This is a genomic window from Yersinia sp. 1252 StPb PI, from assembly GCF_048593885.1.
Lineage (GTDB): Bacteria > Pseudomonadota > Gammaproteobacteria > Enterobacterales > Enterobacteriaceae > Yersinia > Yersinia enterocolitica_E.
Genome location: NZ_JAZGQE010000027.1, coordinates 18696 through 37532 on the forward strand (window position 1 = coordinate 18696; position 18837 = coordinate 37532).

Consider the following 18837-nt stretch of genomic DNA (forward strand, 5'->3'; position numbering starts at 1 on the left):
TCTCAGGCTATCTGTTTCAGTTTCTTTATTTCGAGGTTTTCCAGTTTGCCTTCAACAGCTTTGACAAACGCTTTGAAGTGCTCGGTTTTATTATGTTTTTCCAATGCATCATCAGATGCCCAGCGTTCGAAAAACACAAAAGAACCTTTCTGGTCGCTTTCGGCATGGAGATCATATTGCAGATTCCCCTTCTCCTCACGACTCGGTTCTATTACCAAATGAACCGCTTCTTTTACTGCATCAATAAATTCAGGTTTTGCCACTAAACTGGCGATGACACGGACTTCCATAGTTATTCTCCCATGCTGTACATTCAATTAGCGTATTTTACTGCTAATCAATAGCTCACCCTAACGGGCAATTTTATCCCGAGCCCCTCTATAAGATGCCCTTTTTGCCTTGTTTTCAACTTAACCCTAACAATCAGATGCATCCTGCGCACTTTCCGCTTATCCTTAGACCCCGCCGGAAACAGTATAAAAACCCCAATATCTCATCATGACTGCGGAGCTAGTTGAATGACTGCACAACCCCAAACCCTGAAAATTCGCCGCCCGGATGACTGGCATATTCACTTACGTGATGACGAAATGCTCAGTACCGTGCTGCCCTATACCTCCGAGGTGTTCGCCCGGGCCATTGTCATGCCCAATCTGGCTCCACCAATTACGACTGTTGCCAGTGCTATCGCTTATCGGGAACGAATTTTAGCCGCAGTACCTGCCGGGCATAACTTCACGCCATTGATGACCTGTTATCTGACCAATACACTTGATGTCAAAGAACTGACCACCGGCTTTGAGCAAGGCGTATTTACTGCGGCAAAACTGTATCCAGCGAATGCTACGACCAACTCAAATCATGGTGTATCCGATATCCCGGCGATATACCCGTTGTTTGAGCAAATGCAAAAGATAGGTATGCCGCTGCTGATCCACGGTGAAGTAACAGAAGCTGCCGTTGATATTTTTGATCGCGAAGCACTCTTTATTGAACAGATTCTGGAACCGATACGTCGCCAATTCCCTGAATTGAAGATTGTCTTCGAGCACATAACCACCAAAGATGCGGCCGATTACGTGCTGGCAGGCAATCGTTTCCTTGGTGCAACTATCACCCCGCAGCATCTGATGTTTAACCGCAATCACATGCTGGTCGGTGGTATTCGCCCCCACTTGTTCTGTCTGCCAATATTGAAACGCAGCACGCATCAAGAAGCATTGCGCCAGGCCGTTGCCAGTGGTTCAGACCGTTTCTTCCTCGGAACCGATTCCGCTCCCCATACCAAACATCGTAAGGAGTCATCCTGTGGCTGTGCTGGCGTGTTCAACGCACCATCAGCGCTACCAGCTTATGCTACTGTGTTTGAAGAGATGAATGCGCTACAGCATCTTGAGGCATTCTGTTCATTAAATGGTCCACGCTTCTATGGTTTGCCGATTAACGAAGACATTGTTGAATTGGTTAAGGCCCCCTTCCAACAACCAGAAGAGATCCCATTAGGGGATGAATCGGTGATTCCTTTCCTGGCCGGTCAGACTATCAATTGGTCAGTTAAAAGCTGATAACCGCCGCTGTAGGGGCTAACCCTTTACAGCGACGATTTTTATATCAGTCACTTGCAACCTGAATATTTGTACTGTATAAATAACCAGTATAAATATTCGGAGGGCCAAATATGCGTGTTGAAGTGAGTATTGATAAAAAAAACCCGTTACCCGCAGGTGCTATCGAAGCACTAACCCATGAATTGAGTAAAAGACTCAACACCAAATTCCCGGACACCACCACCGCAGTACAAGTACGTTATGCCGGAGCAAATAATCTTTCCGTTTTAGGTGGTGCCAAAACAGATAAAGATTTGATCTCTGAAATATTACAAGAAATATGGGAAAGCGCTGACGACTGGTTCGACGCGGAGTAACCCAATGTAATGCTGTTTTGCCGGGGAGTCGCTCCTCGGCTTTTTTATATAAGCGTCTAAACTTACTTTACTCACCCACTTCTTTTAACCCATTTATTGTTGATTAACAAATCATCATAAAATAAATAATTTGTAAAGATCTTGCGATAATCTCCAAATTTATCGGCGGTTGCGTATACTGAAAAAGCTCACTTGATAATGAGCCGCATTGATCCTCATTAGTCACTCCAGTCAGTAACTACTATATAAGGGGTCTTTATGGACAGAAATGATGAAGTTATTCAGACTCACCCGCTTGTAGGCTGGGATATCAGCACTGTAGATGTATACGACGCTATGATGATACGTCTTCATTACCTGTCTTCCATGGATCAACCGCCAGAAGATGCGCTGGTTGATAGAACGCTCTGGTTAACCACCGATGTTGCACGCCAATTAATAAATATCTTAGAAGCAGGCATTGCTAAAATTGAGTCATCGGAATATCAAGATCTCGATCACCGTAAACATTAATTTTTTTCCACCAGAAAACGAGTTTAATGTTCGCCAAAAAAGGCACGAGTGAATATCACTTAGTGCCTTTTTATTAACCATTCCCACCCCCTATGGCTAACAGCGCTTTTTCTCCTCTCGGTCCCGTGCTATTACTATCGTTTTAATTTTTATCAGCACTGTTGCTACCTTTAATTTAAATCGTTCGGGTTATTGCCGCGATAAATACACATTGCTAGCACAAACCCTATTGAAAAAGTCAGGTGGCGATATTCCCCGGGATGCAAAATATGGATTATGATCTAATTGTCATTGGTAGCGGTTCGGTCGGCTCTGCCGCAGGTTACTATGCGTCACAAGCCGGTTTAAACGTACTGATGATTGACAGTGCCATGCCGCCTCATCAAGCAGGCAGTCACCATGGTGATACACGGATCATTCGCCATGCCTATGGCGAAGGTGAGAAATATGTTCCCTTAGTTTTGCGTGCCCAAACATTGTGGGACCAGTTATCAGCTCAAACAGGTGAATCATTATTTCAGGCCAGTGGCGTGCTTAATCTTGGGCCAGATGACTCTATTTTCCTGCAAAATGCGCAGCACAGCGCTCAACAATATAACTTGCCGGTTGAAACCTTAAACGCGGCCCAGATCCGTGAAAAGTGGCCGGTATTTACCGTACCGGATAATTATATTGGAGTGTTCGAACCGCAATCAGGTTATCTACGTTCTGAATTGGCAATTAAAACGCTGATTAAAGCCGTCACAGAAGCAGGCTGCGGTATTTTATTCAATTGTCCGGTTACCGCTATCGAACCGCTGGATGGTGGTGTAGATGTCGTGACTATAGACGGTACCTACAGTGCTAAGAAAGTGATTGTCACCGCCGGAACCTGGATCAAAGAGCTGTTACCCGAATTACCGGTGACCGCCATACGTAAAGTGTTTTCATGGCACCATGCCGATGGCCGCTATAGCGAAGGGAATCATTTCCCGGCATTCACCGTCGAGACACCGGATAATATCCATTATTACGGCTTCCCCTCGCAAAATGACGAGTTAAAACTAGGCAAACATAATGGTGGTCAGCCTATTGAAACGGCGGCACAACGTAAGCCCTTTGGCAGTTATGCCGAGGATGGAACCGAAGTATTTGGCTTTTTACGTAACTTCCTACCGGGAGTGGGTGTCTGTCTGCACGGCGCGGCATGCAGTTATGACATGAGCCCTGATGAAGATTTTATCATCGATACATTACCCGATAACAAAAATATCATGGTGGTAACAGGCTTAAGTGGCCATGGATTTAAGTTTGCAACTGCATTGGGGGAAGTCGCTGCGCTCTTCGCACAAGATAAACCCTCACCTATTGATATTTCAGCCTTTTCGCTATCCCGCTTCGCCAAACCGTAATGCGGTAACCTGCGAGTTCAGCACTTGATTGTTACCGATGACTGTTTCTTTTTATTTCAGTCATCGGTATATCTCGCTCTCATTTCCACCTCATTATTAATATAAAACGCCGCAAATTTAATAATTAGCAGGGTCTTATATTCGTAAAAGCCGCTAAAAACAATCGTGAATCCCGAATTGACGTTTTAGGCATCAGGGGATTACTTTATCCTTGTATGCGGCCAGGTATGGTTGCTGTTAGACAAGGATGTATGCCACATGAAAATATTAATTATCGATGAATGTTTTTATACCCGATCAGGGGTAAATACTTATTTAAATAACGCTTCATATCTCGATTTAATGGATGTTCCTACGGTGGAACAGGCTACATTAGCTGTTCATGAGTTTGATCCTGAGGTCATTATTGTTAACCTTACCCAATATTGTCGCTATGGTGGACATTGCCCATTATTAGCACAATTTTTGAGTTGTTGTCTGCGGGCTAAAGTTTATATTTATCTGGATGCGTCATATCCGTTTAGTGAAACGCCGATACCCCTGACAGATTCTGTCTCTATTTTGGCTAAAAGACGCTTACCGGCGTTGTTACAAAGACTATCGGACTTTTCAAGTGAGGGTATCGGTAAGCCACATCACCCCTGTCCAGCATCCCTATTCAGTCCACAAGAGCATAAAGTCATGTGCTACTGGATGATGGAGATGCCCAATTACCGCATTGCCAGGAAGTTAAATATCAGTGACAGTACAGTTTATTCGCATAAACGGCATATTACCGAAAAAATAAAAGTCAGAAACCGTTTGGAATTATGCTTTATTTACAATGTGTTTAAATATTTATACTAAGGCGTTGGTGTATAGAGAGTCCCAATAAAGGGAGCATTCCCTTTCAGTAAATTTTCTGTATATATGATTTTTGTTCTTAACAAATAATGTAACCGGATTAATATAGTGAGTTATCGCTTACAGTTAAAGAATCGGTTACATTTCACTTAATATCATCAATACATATCAATCTTTTCCATTCGCACCACAATGCCCATATTATCCCAAGAAATGATTTATTTTATCATGCTGTAACTCAGGAATTTAGCCTGCCAGCTTATTGTTTATAAAAGTAAAAATCCTTATAATGGACGATGATTCTAGCCTCAGGCACCCTGCATGTTAAATAAATTGCTATCGATGGTTATCAATAATGTACGGGAACATCTACTGCTCTATATCTGCTTGTGGCTGATTCTGTTAGCTCTGGATATTTATTTCTTTTTCTATTAACGCGTTTTCTCTACCTCTTCTGGCCGGGCCACCAGATAGCTTCCCACCTGTGGCCCAGCAATAAATACGATATCCGCAGTTTGCACTACTCTACCTTGGCCGGTTTGCCATCACTCAATAACACGGCGATTTTATAACCGGCTGGTGTTAACTCTAATACTATTTTGGCAATAATGGTTAATGGAACGGAAAGCAGCATACCAATCGGCCCGAGTAGCCACCCCCAAAAAATCAAGGATAAGAACACCACCAAGGTTGATAGACCCAAACCACGCCCCATCATCCGTGGATCAATAATATTACCACCAATCAGGTTAATCAAAATATACCCGCAGGTAACGGCAAAAGCATCAGCAAAACCATTAAACAACAGTGCCTGAACGATGGGTGGGATAGCCGCCAATACGGAGCCGATATTAGGAATGTAATTGAGGACGAAAGCCAGTAGCCCCCAAAGGAAAGCGAATCTGACCCCCATCGCTGCCAGGAATAACCAAATAACAATCCCCGTCGCAATGCTAATAACCGTCTTGATCACCAGATAATGAGTGACACCATTTAGTGCACGCTTGAGAATCGCATTCCCTTGCTCTGGGTTATCAAACATCAACTGCATTTTATAAGGCAGTCGTTCCACTTCAAACAACATAAAGACCACCGTCATCAGCAGCAAGAACATACTAGCCATGGCACCAGAAAGGTGGCTCAGGAGACGGGTCACAAAGTTCATCGCGGTGCTAGGATCGACATGCTTCATAATGTCATCCACCGAGAACTCAATATTAAAGCGCATTGCAAACTCTTGCAGGTCGCGCATTTTTTCCAGCATCATGCCACGATATTGCGGCAACGAGCGGGCAAACTCATTTAATGAAGAACCCAGGCGGCTAAAGAGCAATGCCATGAGTAAAATAATAATGCTAACCAATAAGACAATAGCTAAGGTGCGGGGAATTCTTATTTTCTCCAACAGTTTCACTAAAGGGTTTAATACGATAGCAAGAAATATAGCCAACAAGAATGGAACCACGATCGGCGATGCCGCTTTAATTCCCGCCATAATCACCACCAGCATAGCCAGCATCGTGACTAACCGTAGCCCTTGGCTACTCACTCCAGGTATTGTCATTATCAATCCTTGTATTGGAATCGCCATTGCTCTAAAAATGGCATAAAAAAGACGCTATCGAATAAAATAACCGACAACGTCTAACTTTAATAGTACATCCAGTAGGTTAACCCTACGACTATTTTTTATCTGTGCTCTTTTCTGGCATCGGAATGTGCATGGTAGTTTGCAACAATCCCTTCGATTTATTAAAAATCTTGATGCCGTTTTCGCGCCCAGCACGGCGGGACCGTTGCTCTTCCTGCGGCAACTTCAGCTCTTCCTGACAGATATCACTACAGCAACCAGCAAACTTTGCCGCACAGGTCGGACACTGAATAAATAGTAAGTGGCAGCCATCATTCTTACAGTTGGTATGCGTGTCGCAAGGTGTACCGCACTGATGGCAGTGGGCTATCACATCATCAGAGATCCGCTCCCCCATCCGCTCATCAAAAACAAAGTTTTTACCGATAAATTTCAGCGGCAACCCCTGTTCTTTTGCTTTACGGGCATATTCGATAATACCGCCCTCAACGTGATAAACATTTTTGAAGCCATTGTGCAGCATATAGGCGCTGGCTTTCTCACAGCGAATCCCGCCAGTGCAATACATAACAATATTTTTCTCTTTGTCATGTTGCAGCATATCAACCGCCATTGGCAATTGCTCACGGAAAGTATCAGAAGGGACTTCAATAGCATTTTCGAAATGGCCCACTTCGTACTCATAGTGATTGCGCATATCAACAAACAAAGTATCGGGATCATCAATCATCTGATTGACCTGATCGGCCTTCAGATAATGTCCTATATTACTGGGATCGAAACTCTCGTCATCAATACCGTCCGCCACAATGCGTTCGCGAACTTTCATGCGCAGCACCCAGAATGACTTCCCATCATCTTCATGAGCCACATTCAGCCGCACCTGATCCAGTGCAGGATGTGCGGCAAACAACGCGGTTTTGAACTCATCATAACGATTAGCGGGCACACTGATTTGTGCATTGATCCCCTCTTTAGCCACATAAACCCGACCAAACACGCCGAGTTTAACAAATTGACTATAGAGGTCGTCACGGAAGGTTTTGGCATCTTCCAGAGTGAAATATTTATAAAAAGAAACTGTGGTGCGCGGTTCGGTTTCAGCCAACATGCGCGCTTTAAGTTCCTCATTAGAAATTCGGTTATGTAACACTGGCATGGTGTACGTTCCTGTCTTTCGAAGAGGTTACTGATAAAAATTTAATTGCTGCTCAATGGGTTAGGTAATTCATTAGACGGCTAATCACGTTAATTCATTGCACAATAGAACTGATGTTTCACCACGGGCAGCCCGTGCGGCGCATATAATACCTGAAACATTACTGCGTAACATCTTTAGCGGTAATCACTATCAGTAAAAGCGGAAAGAACGATCCCAGTGAGTAAGGCAACTCCGGCAGCAATCAGCAAAGAGAGGGTTTGCCAGTAAGCCCCCATATAACCCAATATGCCACCGACGACCAATAAACCCGCACTGAGTCTTGCTACTGCCATCGACGGCTCTCCGATAAGAATGAATGAAACTCATTTATACATCGGAAATATCATAACGCAGAAATAAAAATCCCTCTTCAATTGAGAGGGATTTAAGTCAAAATTGATAGCCTGTTAGCTAATCACTTCCAATTTGGCTGGTAGCCCTTGCCGGACCGCGGCACCACTGACCCAATCCAGCCAGGTATTGGGGACTTCTCGCGTTGGATCAGTAAACCCCAAGTCATTCAGATTGCTCCCCTGACCAATACGCGGGTCTGACGCCATGATAACACCATCCAACGAATGTGTTCTGGCACCCATCTCGCGATGTCCATAACCATGTTCAATAGCAACCACACCAGGCATAACACCATCCAATAAACTTACCTGTACCTCCATCTGACCACCGGGGGTCATCAGGCGCACACTGTCACCGTGCTGTATCCCGTAGCGCTGAGCATCGGTTGGATTAATCGCCACCAAATTGGTGGGTTTGACCGCGCGTAAACGCTCAATCATCGCAGTAGAACTGCTCATGAGATGAGACTTGAAGGACATCAAGCGCAAAGGCCAGTCAGTTGCCGGATAATGGGTAAAGACATCGGAACCGTCTGCCAGACGAGGTGGATACCAAGTCGGACAGCCGCTATAACGCTCGCCGGTAATCGCATGGTGATGTTGCGCGACATTTTCGTTCCAGATTTGCAGTGGTTTTTTCCACTGCGGCCCGGTGGCATCGCCATTCCAACTTTTCTCATAAGGCGCAAAACGCCCACCACGCGCCAACAGGTAAGCCACTCGGCGCTGCTCATCAATATGCAGACTGCGTTGTAAGTCGGGCCATAAGCGATCGACGCCGGTTAATTTCAGTTCTTCATCAGAGGCTGGTGGCAGTGGTTTTTCACCGCCATAAGCAATATTGGCCGCGGCCCGTAAATAGTAATCCTCGGCCCGCTCCAGCGGCAAATTGTTTCCCTGGTTGTCCTGCATCGCATTGGCACCGAACCCCGGTAATTGCAATGCCTTGGCCACTGCAATCAGGAAGCTCTCCATGGCCACCGGCTCGCCTTGAGCCGTGCGGGCAGTACGTGATGTCACCACAGGCCAGCGGGCCGTGCTGGCTTTTACCAGTACCCCGGCCCAGGGCGCACTGAATCCCCAACTCTCAAAATTATGGGTATCCGGTACGATATAATCAGCCAATGCGGTGGTTTCATTCATAAAAGCATCAATGGCAATAAACAGCGGCAATTGACGTGGATCTTGTAGTTTCGCCTCAATCAAGTTACGCAGCCCCGCGACCCCGTACAGCGGATTAGTCATATGGCTAATCCATGCCTTAAGCGGATAGGGATAACCCGCCAATGCCGGTGCCAATTGTTCGGTCAATTGCCCACCGACAAAGGGATACCATGGGCCACGGGCCGGATAGCCAGGCTGACCCTGCTGAATCTTTTGCTGATACTCTTGCGATTGTTCATAGGGCTGCTTGCTGCGCGATAGCGGTAAGCCTTTTGGTTTTATCATTCCAGCAAAAGTGGCTAACTGATAGCGAGGATCATCAGCAAAACCATCAAACTTGCCACCCCCAACCGAAACCCCACCCTTAAGATTCAAGTTACCAATCAGGGCATTGAGCATCATGACCGCCCAGGTGGTATAAAAACCGTTACCCCCCATCATGCCACCATGGGAGATAACCGCCGCCTGACGCTGGTAAGCAGTAAACTCTTTCGCCAAACCAACCATCGTTTCTGCTGGGACGCCGCATTGCTGACTGTATTCTGCCAGAGTAAAACGCTCTGCCGCTTGCCGCAAACACGCCATACCTGATTGCACCTGCACAATTTGACCATCATGTAAGGTGACTTCGCGCATGACGAACAATTGAGCGTGTAATGCTAGTGCAGCAGGCTGCAATGTACCGTCAGCCACTTGCACTAATACCGGACTCTCTTCAGCTTCGGCCACTGACTCACCACTTAGCTGGCTGGCACGTAGGAACTGGCCTGCCAAGGGATGGGTTTCAGTGGTTATCACCAGATGGCTGGCATTGGTCCAGCTGCGCTCACCCGCCGCTTGCATGGCGACCTCACCGGGAACGGACAAATAAGTGTGGTTAAAACGATTCTGTTCGATAATCCAACCAATCATCCCCATTGCCAGTGCCGCATCCGTCCCCGGCAACACGGGAACCCAGCGGTTATGCTGATTAGCCAATGTGGTTGTCAGTGGCAACGCGGGGGAGACCACCACATAATTGAAATCATCACGCTGGCGAGCATTGGCTAGCTGACGCCCTTGCCGCTTAAATGGGTTGCCAGATTGTGCGGGCGACGTCCCCAAAAATAGGGCAAAACGGACGTTATCCCAATCTGGCTTAACATGGGCATTTTTATCTAAATCCCCCATCAACGCACCTGAACCGGCACGATACGCCAAACCACAATATGCCCCGTGGCTACCGAGATTTTTAGTGCCGAACGCTTGATGAGCAAAGCGTCGGATAAAAGCATCGCGCCCATCATCACCGGCATTAGTCACCAGTAACTGATTGGCTTTCGGCCCCAATGAGGGCTGCTGAGTATCAATGGGGGTAATCAGGTCACGGATAGCCCGCAACCCTTCAACCGGCCCCTCGCCAAAGAGATCACCGCCTTCGGTCACTTCCGCCACCAATTGCTCAAAGCTGATACGCTGCCATTTGCCACTGCCCCGTGGCCCGGCGCGCTTCATTGGCTCGGTAATACGATAAGGGCTATCGACCCCCTCTAATAGCGTCGCGCCGCGCGCGCAGGCCGTTGAACGCCCGGCCATGCCTGACTCTCCACCTAAACGTTGCAGCGCTTCACTTAGTGGTAACTGATACGGAAAATGGTGGTCATGAGACAACGGATGATAAGGGTTACCGGCGATGCGCAGGATTTTATTGTGCTGGGTATCGACTCGCACCCGTAAGCCACACAAGGTCCAACAACCAAAACATTGTGTCATTGAAACCGCTTGTTGCGGATTGGCCTGCCACTGCTGCCCAATACGTCCTTCTGGTGCTAATGCGTTGGCACTAACAGGATCGAGTGTAAGCTTTCCGGCACTACCATCAATCAGGCCAGCCAATGTTTTGCGTGCTACAGCATGATAACTGGCAGCAAATGCAACCACTCCGCCCAAGGCTAAACTGCCTTTTAACCATTGACGCCGTGTAGACTTAACCATGATGCATTTCTCCTTCCACTGTTTTCTCGCCTGAAACTGTTTTTTCACTTGAGACTATTTTTTCACTTGAGAATTGTTGTTCAAGCCATCTGACACCTTCACGGCTAGCAATAATCACCGCTATCCATAATCCGCATGTACCCACCACGGCCAGCAATCCTTCACTCCCCAGCGGCAACGAATAGGGATTGGTTAACACATTGTATTTAGGCAACGTTTGAGTGTGCATCAGCAATAGCCAACGTACCGACCAACACAACGTCAGGGCTGCCAGTGCCTGAGCCACTACCATCCCGCTTGATAAGGTTTTTTTCCTGTTGAACAGCGCCATTGCCAAAAGCAATAGCCACAGCACCACAGGAAATGCTGCCAGAGTCTGGGCATGCATAGCCCAGTAGCGCAGAGCCTGTGCCGAGGCATTATCACCACTGGCCCACAGCACAGTAACCAACGCCAGCATCATTAAATTGATGAGTTGCCAGCGCACCAATGACACCTGATAGTGCGGCTCACGCCATAGCCAGGTAGCCAGTAAAGGCGGGATCGCCTGCCAGGCCGTCAGGAAGATAAACAGTGGCAACCATAAACTAAACCACAGGGGTTGGGCGCGCAGGATTGACACCTCGCGGCCGGTATAGAGCAAAATAGTGATAGCAGAAAACGCACAGAGTCCGGCTAATCCTGTCAATAATCGCGCTAATGGTTTTGCCCGCAATCGGCTGTAGGTCAGCGCCAGAAAATAGGACAACACCAGCAGGGTAAACAAGGGTAAGAAAAGAGATCCCCATGACATCCACGACCACGGCGTAAAGTGGGCATAGAAGTGCCAGACGCGGGCCGGTTGATGTAGGTCCGCATTGAGCGCCAATGGCGCAACCACCACCGCAGTCGCCGCCAACATCAGTGCAGCAAACTCCAATGGATTTTGCTGATGGCGAGAGAACATCCGTTGCCAGCAGGCAAACAACACGCCACTACAAGCCAGTCCGATGAAAAAGAAATACTGCACCGCCCAAGGCAACCAGGCGATATCTTGTGGGCGGGCTAAAATTTCACGGATCATGGGTGTACCTCCTGCCAGAGCGCGGGTTGGCCCTGCAATGGTCGGGTAAAAATGTCATTTAGCCCGAGGTAAAACACTTGAGGGTGAGTGCCTTGCTCCGGTTTCAGCACTTTGATGTCAGCGGCATGTTGCAGCAGCATTTGGCGCAATATACTGTTGCCATCGCGTAAATCACCGATAATCCGCGCCCCGCCGACACAAGACTCCACACAAGCAGGCAGCAATCCAACATCCAGACGATGAACACAAAAAGTACACTTGTCCGCAGTTTGGGTACTGTGATTGATAAAACGAGCTTCATACGGGCAAGCCTGAACACAGTATGCACAACCAACACAACGGGTATTATCGACAACCACAATGCCATCCTGGCGTTGATAAGTGGCCTGTACCGGGCAGACTGGCACGCAAGGCGGGTTATCGCAGTGGTTACACAGGCGGGGTAGCAATACATTGGTGACACTTTCTGCCCCAGACAGGGCAATTTGATACTGATTAACTGTGGTACGGAACTGGCCTTGTGGCAGTTGGTTTTCAATCGCGCAACTGACAGTACATGCCTGGCAACCAATACAGCGGCGCAAATCAATCAACATGGCGTAGCGCCGTTTGATATCACCTTGTTTGCGTGCCGGTTCCATCCGCCAGCCCGCATCCGCCAATGGCACCAATGCTGCGCCAGCAGTTAACACCCCGAGCCGCTGTAGAAATGCTCTTTTTCCTTGATCCATTTTTCTTCTCATCTGCTTAATAACAATGCTCTTAATTCAAGGATTGTAGAAATCGACGAGCAGAAGCCCTATTGTGGTTTTCCACATTCCCTTTAAGGACTTGATCCAGGACAATTGCGCACTGCGACGGGGATCATAAAAAGGAACATGCATGAGTTTCAGAGGGCTGGTGATAGTGCTGTTTTGGTGGTTTTCAACCGCCCATGCCAATGATTGGACCATTGGCGTGCTGGCATTACGCGGTGATGCTCAGGCGCTAGCACATTGGCAACCGTTGGCCGATCGCCTTAATCAGCACTTGCCTGGGCAGCACTTTCAGTTATTAGCCTTGGATTTAAATGCGATGAAAAGTGCGGTGCAGCAGAACCGAGTTGATTTTCTGCTGACCAATCCGGCGCAATATGTGCAAATTGATAACCACTATCCTCTGCGTTGGTTGGTCTCTTTGCGTTCCAGTCATGAGCCAGACAGCACCAGCCGCAATGTGATCGGTAGTGTTATTCTGGTACGCGCGGACAGTGATATCCATAATCCCCAAGGGTTGATTGGCAAACGCGTTGGTGCCGTCTCTCCCGATGCCTTTGGCGGTTACTTATTAGGATACAAAGTGCTACGCGATGCGGGGCTGCAACCAGAACGGGATTTTCAATTGCATTTTTCTGGCTTCCCGGTGGATGCGTTAATTTATCTGCTGCGTGATCGCGCTATCTCCGCGGCTATTGTGCCTACCTGCCTGCTGGAAGATATGCAGGCAGAAGGATTAGCGCATACTGCTGACTTTAAGCCGCTATTGGCGAAGAAAACCGCCATTCCATGCCTGAGCAGCAGCGAGTTATACCCGAATTGGTCGTTTGCCGCGTTATCACAGGTACCGGATGAATTAGCCGATAATGTTACGCGGATTTTGCTCAGCCCCGATGGTGACAAAACACCACAATGGGGTGCGCCCTCCTCCACCAGTCAGGTCGAAAGTTTATTACGTTCAATTAATCAACATCCCCAACAGCCGCAATTCTGGCAACAAACTCTTGATTGGGCGCAACAGCATCGGCTGTTGATCGTCGCCATCGCGGTGATTCTGTTATTGCTCGCGGCCAATCATATCTGGGTGGCGTTTCTGGTGCGCCGTCGCAGCCAGCAATTGGAGCAACTTCACCAGCAACTTAGGGCTAGGGAAAGTGCGTTGGAACAAGCTCAGCGCCTGAGTATTCTCGGTGAGATGGCCGCGGGATTTGCTCATGAACTAAATCAGCCGCTCAGCGCTATTCAGCATTACGCCGATGGTTGCGCTATTCGCCTGCAACGGGAACAGGCTGATCACTCATTACTGCCCATTTTGAATCAAATCAGCCATCAGGCCCAACGCGGGGCTGATACCATTGCTAACTTACGGCTGTGGGCAGGAAAACAGCCTGCCACGAACAGCTCTGCCACCTGCCAGCCATTGCCTGCCCTGGTTAATCACCTCTGGCAGTTACTGGCAGCCACCAATCCCGCGCCGTGTTGCACGTTGCACACTGATATCGAAGCATCATTAGCGCTGCATTTACCGCCCACGCTGCTCGATCAGGTCTTGTGTAATCTGATCACTAACAGTTTGCAGGCCGGTGCCCACCAGTTATGGTTCAGTGCTTATCAGCAAGCCGATGTGGCAATATTAATTTTGCAAGATGATGCCGGTGGCCTGACGGCCGAACAGCTCAACCAACCTTTTACCCCATTCCGTTCCACCAAAAGTGATGGCCTCGGTCTCGGTCTGGTCATTTGCCAGCGATTGATCTGTCGCCAGGGCGGAAATCTGGCACTACTTAACCACCTGGCCGCCAATGATAAGATTGGACTACGCGTTACCCTGACACTGCCACTTAACCCAAGCAAGGAGCTTACTCTTGTCACTGATTCATCTACTTGATGACGATATTGCCGTCACCGACGCTTGCCGTTTTTTGCTGGAAAGCCTGGGTTACAAAGTGAAGGTATGGCATGACGGTGAGTGTTTCCTGGCCCAGGCTGATTTATATCAATCTGGTGTATTACTGCTCGATATTCGTATGCCGCTGCTAGATGGTACGCAAGTCTATAACCAGATGCGCCAGCGAGACAGCACGCTGGCCGTCATATTCCTTACCGCCCATGGAGAAGTGCCGCAGGCGGTTGAGCAGATGAAACTGGGGGCGGTTGATTTCTTACAAAAACCAGTCGCGACAGCGCCGCTGATTACCGCCTTACAGCAGGGCTTGCAGCACACAGAGCAGTTGACGGCCCGCCGACAGGTACAACTGCGTTATGCCTCGCTGACGCCACGGGAACAGATGATTGCGCAATGGGTTATGCAGGGTTTGATTAATCGGGATATCGCCGACAAAGCTTGTGTGTCTGTCAGAACCGTAGAAGTGCATCGGGCTAAAGTAATGGAAAAGATGGCGGTTAGCAGTCTGGCTGAGTTAGTCAGCTTACTGAATCCGTTCAAATAGCCAAATTCAATCATGGTTATTTAACCATCAGATAGGTGATTTAATCGGCGGAAACTTCAACCAAAAGGCATAAAAATGGCTTTTTGGTGCGGTCTGTTTTCCTGTAAGCCACTAAAAATGTCACAATAGTCTACCTTAAATGACAGATGAATACGTTGGTATGGATGACCGGCAACTGCCTATTGAGGTTCGTTAAAGAACCACATGTCCGCTATCAAGAGTAAATAGTTAACTGTCCGACTGAATTACAATAACGCAGAGAACAGATATGCCAGTTCCTTCTTTTGAACGCTCACTGCTACACCCTCGTTATTGGCTGACCTGGCTTGGCCTTGGTATCCTCTATCTATTGGTGTTGCTCCCCTACCCGGTTATCTATGTCCTGGGTACCTCCCTTGGCCGCTTTTCTATGCGTTTTCTCAAACGGCGTAAACGGATAACACAGCGTAATCTCGAGTTGTGCTTTCCTGATATGCCACAGGCTGAACGCGATGAACTGCTGGTTAAGAACTTTGAATCGGTGGGGATGGGGTTATTTGAAACGGGCATGGCTTGGTTTTGGCCGAACTGGCGCATTGAGCGCTGGTGTAGCGTTAGTGGTCTAGAGCACATTCAACAAGCGCGAGAGGAAGGCAAAGGGATTTTATTGATCGGCTTGCATTTTCTTACGCTGGAACTGGGTGCCCGCATCTTCGGAATCTACAATCCGGGCATCGGTGTCTATCGCCCGCATGATAATAAAGCCATGGACTGGATGCAGACTTGGGGCCGGATGCGTTCAAATAAAGCCATGTTAGACCGCAAAGATCTGAAAGGAATGATCCGCAGCCTAAAACAAGGCGAAATTATCTGGTATGCGCCGGATCACGATTACGGTCCGCGCAGCAGCGTATTTGTGCCCTTGTTCGCTGTCGATCAAGCGGCAACCACCACTGGGACTTACCTGCTGGTACGTATGGGTAAACCGGCAATTATTCCTTTCACGCCGCGTCGTTTACCTAATGGCAAAGGTTATCAACTGCTGTTGCAACCCGCAGTAGAGAACTTCCCGTTAGATAATGAAGTGGCGGCGGCCGCGTTTATGAATAAAGTGGTCGAAAAAGAGATTGCCCAAGCCACCGACCAATATATGTGGCTACACCGGCGTTTTAAGACCCGGCCAGAAGGCGCGCCTTCATTGTATGAATAGCATGACTTATTCAGAAATAGAATATTGCTAATGGTAATGAGAATTAGTTTATATCAATTTTTTTGATACACTTCGTCAGATTTATCCGCTAGGCAAATAAGATTTATCTGACGATACTGAGAGTAATTAATCCTAGTTATTATCCGGTTATTTTCTTTTTTAATAAGGATATATATGCTCGCAACACTTAATCTCTGGTTCACTCGATTAACAGACCATCCTAACGGCGGCAAACTACTATTACGCCTAACGTTCGGTGTCTTGATGTTATTTCATGGTGTAGCCAAAATTCAGCATGGCACCAGCTGGATAGCCGCGTCTTTACAGGCGCAAGGCATCCCCAGTTTTGTCGCCTATGGCGTTTACATCGGCGAAATTGTCACCCCGATCCTGATTATTCTTGGTCTGTTTACCCGCCCTGCGGCGTTCGTTTACGCCGTTAACCTGTTGGTTGCAGTATTAATGGTCGGTACGGGGAAATTCTTTACCCTGACCCAAGTCGGTGCCTGGGGTTTGGAAAACGAAGCTATGTATTTCCTCGGTGGTGTCGCTATCATGCTACTGGGTAGTGGCCGTTATTCCGTGACTAAAAATGAAGCTTACCGCTAATCACTGGCGCTAAATAACGAATATCATACTAACCACTGCGCCTTTGGCGGGGTGGTTTTTCCTGTTTTCTCTGCCAGCTGTAACATCATGCTAATGCCACAACTCCTGTGTTATTACCAAATAGAATAAGCATATCCATCCATGTCAAACCACCTTTCCATTTTATAAAAACTAATATTTATCTCATTGATGTCGCTGCACTATGAGCGCATACTTATCAGGCTAAGTATCTGCTTCTCGTGCTTTGCCGCCCCTTCAAACGCCCTGCTGACGAATAAAGAGACGCAAAGCAATCACTTGCTTAATCGGTAATTTATGACCTCGGCGCCACAACCTGTTAACTGGAAAAGAAACCTATTTGTCACCTGGTTAGGCTGTTTTCTAACCGGTGCTGCATTTAGTTTGATCATGCCATTCTTGCCATTGTATGTGGAGGAGTTAGGCGTGAGCGGTCACCAGTCATTGAATATGTGGTCCGGTCTGGTATTCAGTATTACTTTTCTGTTTTCTGCCATTGCCGCCCCCTTCTGGGGGAGCCTCGCTGATCGTAAAGGGCGGAAAATCATGCTATTACGCTCAGCGTTAGGCATGGGGATCGTGATGGTTTTAATGGGTATGGCGCAAAATATCTGGCAGTTTCTGGCATTACGTGCACTGCTGGGACTACTGGGTGGTTTTATTCCAAATGCCAATGCACTGATCGCCACTCAAGTACCGCGCAATAAGAGTGGCTGGGCTTTGGGGACGCTCTCAACCGGTGGGGTGAGCGGTGCATTAATCGGGCCGCTGATCGGCGGGTTGTTAGCGGATAACTATGGCCTGAGACCGGTATTCTTTATTACCGCGGCGGTGTTGTTGCTCTGTTTTGCCCTAACCTGGCTGTATGTCAGGGAGCAGTTTGCACCGGTACTGAAAAAAGACATGCTTAACGGGCGGCAAGTATTTAACTCCCTGAAGAACCCGAAGTTAATCCTGAGCCTGTTTGTCACCACCATGATAATCCAGATTGCTACTGGCTCAATTGCGCCGATCTTGACGCTGTATGTGCGCGAACTGGCTGGTGATATTCATAATTTGGCTTTCGTCAGCGGCATGATTGCGTCAGTCCCAGGGGTTGCTGCATTGATGAGCGCGCCGAGATTAGGAAAACTGGGTGATAGAATCGGCCCGGAACGCATTCTGATTGCCATGCTGGCTCTGTCAGTGCTTATCTTGATCCCGATGGCTTTCGTGCAGACTCCATTGCAATTGGGTATTTTGCGCTTCTTGCTGGGGGCAACGGATGGTGCATTGCTCCCTGCGGTGCAGACGTTACTAATTTATAACTGCACCAATCAAGTGGCTGGCCGGATTTTCAGTTATAACCAATCGTTTCGTGATGTCGGTAATGTCAGCGGCCCGCTACTCGGGGCTGCGGTCTCTGCCAGCTATGGTTTCCGCGCTGTATTCTGTGTAACTGCCTTGGTGGTGCTATTTAACGCGATCTATTCTTACTGGTGTTTACAGCGCCAGCCCTTAAAAGCACGGCAACGTGAGGTTCAACAACAGCAAGATAGCTAAAGATTAGAGGGGTAACCCACCCGGCGGGTACCCGCATAAACCATCCTAAATCCCTAAACAAAAGCACGTATATTCCTGCTCTTTTCTGCCCGAATCCTCCTGAGATGCACTGACAAAAGCCCCATCAAACGTTAATCCCTCGCCAAGTTGCTGTTTATTGTGTTTTTATGCGAAAATTTTTTATTCCAGCACTCTCTCATGTCAAAATAGCCATAGCATATTTATTTAACTTATTGATAAATAATATTAATAATAAG

General features: G+C 47.8%; 18 protein-coding genes. 11 read left to right on the forward strand and 7 right to left on the reverse strand.

What is annotated here, in order from left to right:
* Nucleotides 1-2 precede the first annotated feature (2 nt).
* Nucleotides 3-290, reverse strand: a complete 288-nt coding sequence (locus V2A85_RS06470) for a putative quinol monooxygenase (RefSeq protein WP_372559278.1) — start codon at nt 288-290, stop codon at nt 3-5.
* Nucleotides 291-518: 228 nt separating this feature from the next.
* Between V2A85_RS06470 and pyrC the strand changes: the two genes are divergently transcribed.
* The 6 genes from pyrC (at nt 519) to V2A85_RS06500 (ending at nt 5106) form a co-directional block, all read left to right on the forward strand.
* Entirely contained in the window at nt 519-1565 is a 1047-nt protein-coding gene (gene pyrC, locus V2A85_RS06475) for a dihydroorotase (RefSeq protein ID WP_420071091.1), read from the forward strand.
* 113 nt (nt 1566-1678) lie between these two features.
* Nucleotides 1679-1924 carry a DNA damage-inducible protein I gene (gene dinI / locus V2A85_RS06480; RefSeq protein ID WP_145557180.1) on the forward strand — a complete coding sequence of 82 codons (246 nt, stop codon included), beginning with the start codon at nt 1679-1681 and terminating at the stop codon, nt 1922-1924.
* 258 nt (nt 1925-2182) lie between these two features.
* Entirely contained in the window at nt 2183-2437 is a 255-nt protein-coding gene (bssS, locus tag V2A85_RS06485; protein WP_032813201.1) for a biofilm formation regulator BssS, read from the forward strand.
* A gap of 269 nt (nt 2438-2706) precedes the next feature.
* The gene (solA, locus tag V2A85_RS06490; protein WP_372559280.1) at nt 2707-3828 is read left to right on the forward strand and encodes an N-methyl-L-tryptophan oxidase; all 1122 of its coding nucleotides are present in this window, start codon (nt 2707-2709) and stop codon (nt 3826-3828) included.
* Between the two features lie 258 nt (nt 3829-4086).
* A complete protein-coding gene (locus V2A85_RS06495; protein WP_420071092.1) occupies nt 4087-4674 on the forward strand; it encodes a response regulator transcription factor in 588 nt (195 codons plus the stop codon).
* 318 nt (nt 4675-4992) lie between these two features.
* A complete protein-coding gene (locus V2A85_RS06500; protein ID WP_005183270.1) occupies nt 4993-5106 on the forward strand; it encodes a DUF2770 family protein in 114 nt (37 codons plus the stop codon).
* A gap of 85 nt (nt 5107-5191) precedes the next feature.
* Here V2A85_RS06500 and V2A85_RS06505 read toward each other — a convergent pair whose 3' ends face one another.
* The 6 genes from V2A85_RS06505 to ttrB all read right to left on the reverse strand — a co-directional run bounded on the left by V2A85_RS06505 (nt 5192) and on the right by ttrB (nt 12748).
* Complete coding sequence (locus V2A85_RS06505) at nt 5192-6235, reverse strand: AI-2E family transporter (protein WP_372559282.1); 1044 nt, start codon at nt 6233-6235, stop codon at nt 5192-5194.
* Between the two features lie 118 nt (nt 6236-6353).
* A complete protein-coding gene (locus V2A85_RS06510; RefSeq protein WP_372559283.1) occupies nt 6354-7421 on the reverse strand; it encodes a rhodanese-related sulfurtransferase in 1068 nt (355 codons plus the stop codon).
* Between the two features lie 176 nt (nt 7422-7597).
* Nucleotides 7598-7756 carry a hypothetical protein gene (locus tag V2A85_RS06515; protein WP_372559284.1) on the reverse strand — a complete coding sequence of 53 codons (159 nt, stop codon included), beginning with the start codon at nt 7754-7756 and terminating at the stop codon, nt 7598-7600.
* Between the two features lie 114 nt (nt 7757-7870).
* The gene (gene ttrA, locus V2A85_RS06520; protein WP_420071093.1) at nt 7871-10954 is read right to left on the reverse strand and encodes a tetrathionate reductase subunit TtrA; all 3084 of its coding nucleotides are present in this window, start codon (nt 10952-10954) and stop codon (nt 7871-7873) included.
* Nucleotides 10947-12017, reverse strand: a complete 1071-nt coding sequence (gene ttrC, locus V2A85_RS06525; RefSeq protein ID WP_420071094.1) for a tetrathionate reductase subunit TtrC — start codon at nt 12015-12017, stop codon at nt 10947-10949. Before ttrC ends, ttrA begins: the two co-directional genes overlap by 8 nt.
* Nucleotides 12014-12748 carry a tetrathionate reductase subunit TtrB gene (ttrB, locus tag V2A85_RS06530; protein ID WP_372559287.1) on the reverse strand — a complete coding sequence of 245 codons (735 nt, stop codon included), beginning with the start codon at nt 12746-12748 and terminating at the stop codon, nt 12014-12016. The genes ttrC and ttrB overlap by 4 nt, the downstream gene beginning before the upstream one ends.
* Nucleotides 12749-12899: 151 nt before the next feature.
* On the opposite strand from ttrB, the gene ttrS reads away from it, so the two are divergent.
* The 5 genes from ttrS to mdtG all read left to right on the forward strand — a co-directional run bounded on the left by ttrS (nt 12900) and on the right by mdtG (nt 18580).
* Nucleotides 12900-14660, forward strand: a complete 1761-nt coding sequence (gene ttrS / locus V2A85_RS06535) for a tetrathionate respiration histidine kinase TtrS (RefSeq protein WP_420071095.1) — start codon at nt 12900-12902, stop codon at nt 14658-14660.
* Nucleotides 14638-15222 (forward strand): tetrathionate respiration response regulator TtrR, encoded by a 585-nt coding sequence (ttrR, locus tag V2A85_RS06540; protein ID WP_420071096.1) that lies wholly within the window; start codon nt 14638-14640, stop codon nt 15220-15222. Before ttrS ends, ttrR begins: the two co-directional genes overlap by 23 nt.
* 268 nt (nt 15223-15490) lie before the next feature.
* Complete coding sequence (locus V2A85_RS06545; RefSeq protein WP_420071097.1) at nt 15491-16411, forward strand: Kdo(2)-lipid IV(A) acyltransferase; 921 nt, start codon at nt 15491-15493, stop codon at nt 16409-16411.
* A gap of 174 nt (nt 16412-16585) precedes the next feature.
* On the forward strand, nt 16586-17020 hold the full coding sequence (locus V2A85_RS06550) for a DoxX family protein (RefSeq protein WP_083158503.1): 435 nt from the start codon (nt 16586-16588) through the stop codon (nt 17018-17020).
* 315 nt (nt 17021-17335) lie between these two features.
* A complete protein-coding gene (mdtG, locus tag V2A85_RS06555) occupies nt 17336-18580 on the forward strand; it encodes a multidrug efflux MFS transporter MdtG (protein ID WP_083158502.1) in 1245 nt (414 codons plus the stop codon).
* The last annotated feature ends 257 nt before the right edge of the window (nt 18581-18837 follow it).

What these genes read in the sequence shown, in the direction of transcription:
- V2A85_RS06505 (WP_372559282.1), bottom strand. Translation starts at nt 6,235, where the DNA reads ATGACAATACCTGGAGTGAGTAGCCAAGGGCTACGGTTAGTCACGATG.
- V2A85_RS06550 (WP_083158503.1), top strand. Translation starts at nt 16,586, where the DNA reads ATGCTCGCAACACTTAATCTCTGGTTCACTCGATTAACAGACCATCCT.
- dinI (WP_145557180.1), top strand. Translation starts at nt 1,679, where the DNA reads ATGCGTGTTGAAGTGAGTATTGATAAAAAAAACCCGTTACCCGCAGGT.
- ttrB (WP_372559287.1), bottom strand. Translation starts at nt 12,748, where the DNA reads ATGGATCAAGGAAAAAGAGCATTTCTACAGCGGCTCGGGGTGTTAACT.
- V2A85_RS06500 (WP_005183270.1), top strand. Translation starts at nt 4,993, where the DNA reads ATGTTAAATAAATTGCTATCGATGGTTATCAATAATGTACGGGAACAT.
- ttrA (WP_420071093.1), bottom strand. Translation starts at nt 10,954, where the DNA reads ATGGTTAAGTCTACACGGCGTCAATGGTTAAAAGGCAGTTTAGCCTTG.
- V2A85_RS06470 (WP_372559278.1), bottom strand. Translation starts at nt 290, where the DNA reads ATGGAAGTCCGTGTCATCGCCAGTTTAGTGGCAAAACCTGAATTTATT.
- solA (WP_372559280.1), top strand. Translation starts at nt 2,707, where the DNA reads ATGGATTATGATCTAATTGTCATTGGTAGCGGTTCGGTCGGCTCTGCC.
- V2A85_RS06510 (WP_372559283.1), bottom strand. Translation starts at nt 7,421, where the DNA reads ATGCCAGTGTTACATAACCGAATTTCTAATGAGGAACTTAAAGCGCGC.
- V2A85_RS06495 (WP_420071092.1), top strand. Translation starts at nt 4,087, where the DNA reads ATGAAAATATTAATTATCGATGAATGTTTTTATACCCGATCAGGGGTA.
- ttrS (WP_420071095.1), top strand. Translation starts at nt 12,900, where the DNA reads ATGAGTTTCAGAGGGCTGGTGATAGTGCTGTTTTGGTGGTTTTCAACC.
- mdtG (WP_083158502.1), top strand. Translation starts at nt 17,336, where the DNA reads ATGACCTCGGCGCCACAACCTGTTAACTGGAAAAGAAACCTATTTGTC.
- bssS (WP_032813201.1), top strand. Translation starts at nt 2,183, where the DNA reads ATGGACAGAAATGATGAAGTTATTCAGACTCACCCGCTTGTAGGCTGG.
- pyrC (WP_420071091.1), top strand. Translation starts at nt 519, where the DNA reads ATGACTGCACAACCCCAAACCCTGAAAATTCGCCGCCCGGATGACTGG.
- ttrC (WP_420071094.1), bottom strand. Translation starts at nt 12,017, where the DNA reads ATGATCCGTGAAATTTTAGCCCGCCCACAAGATATCGCCTGGTTGCCT.
- V2A85_RS06545 (WP_420071097.1), top strand. Translation starts at nt 15,491, where the DNA reads ATGCCAGTTCCTTCTTTTGAACGCTCACTGCTACACCCTCGTTATTGG.
- V2A85_RS06515 (WP_372559284.1), bottom strand. Translation starts at nt 7,756, where the DNA reads ATGGCAGTAGCAAGACTCAGTGCGGGTTTATTGGTCGTCGGTGGCATA.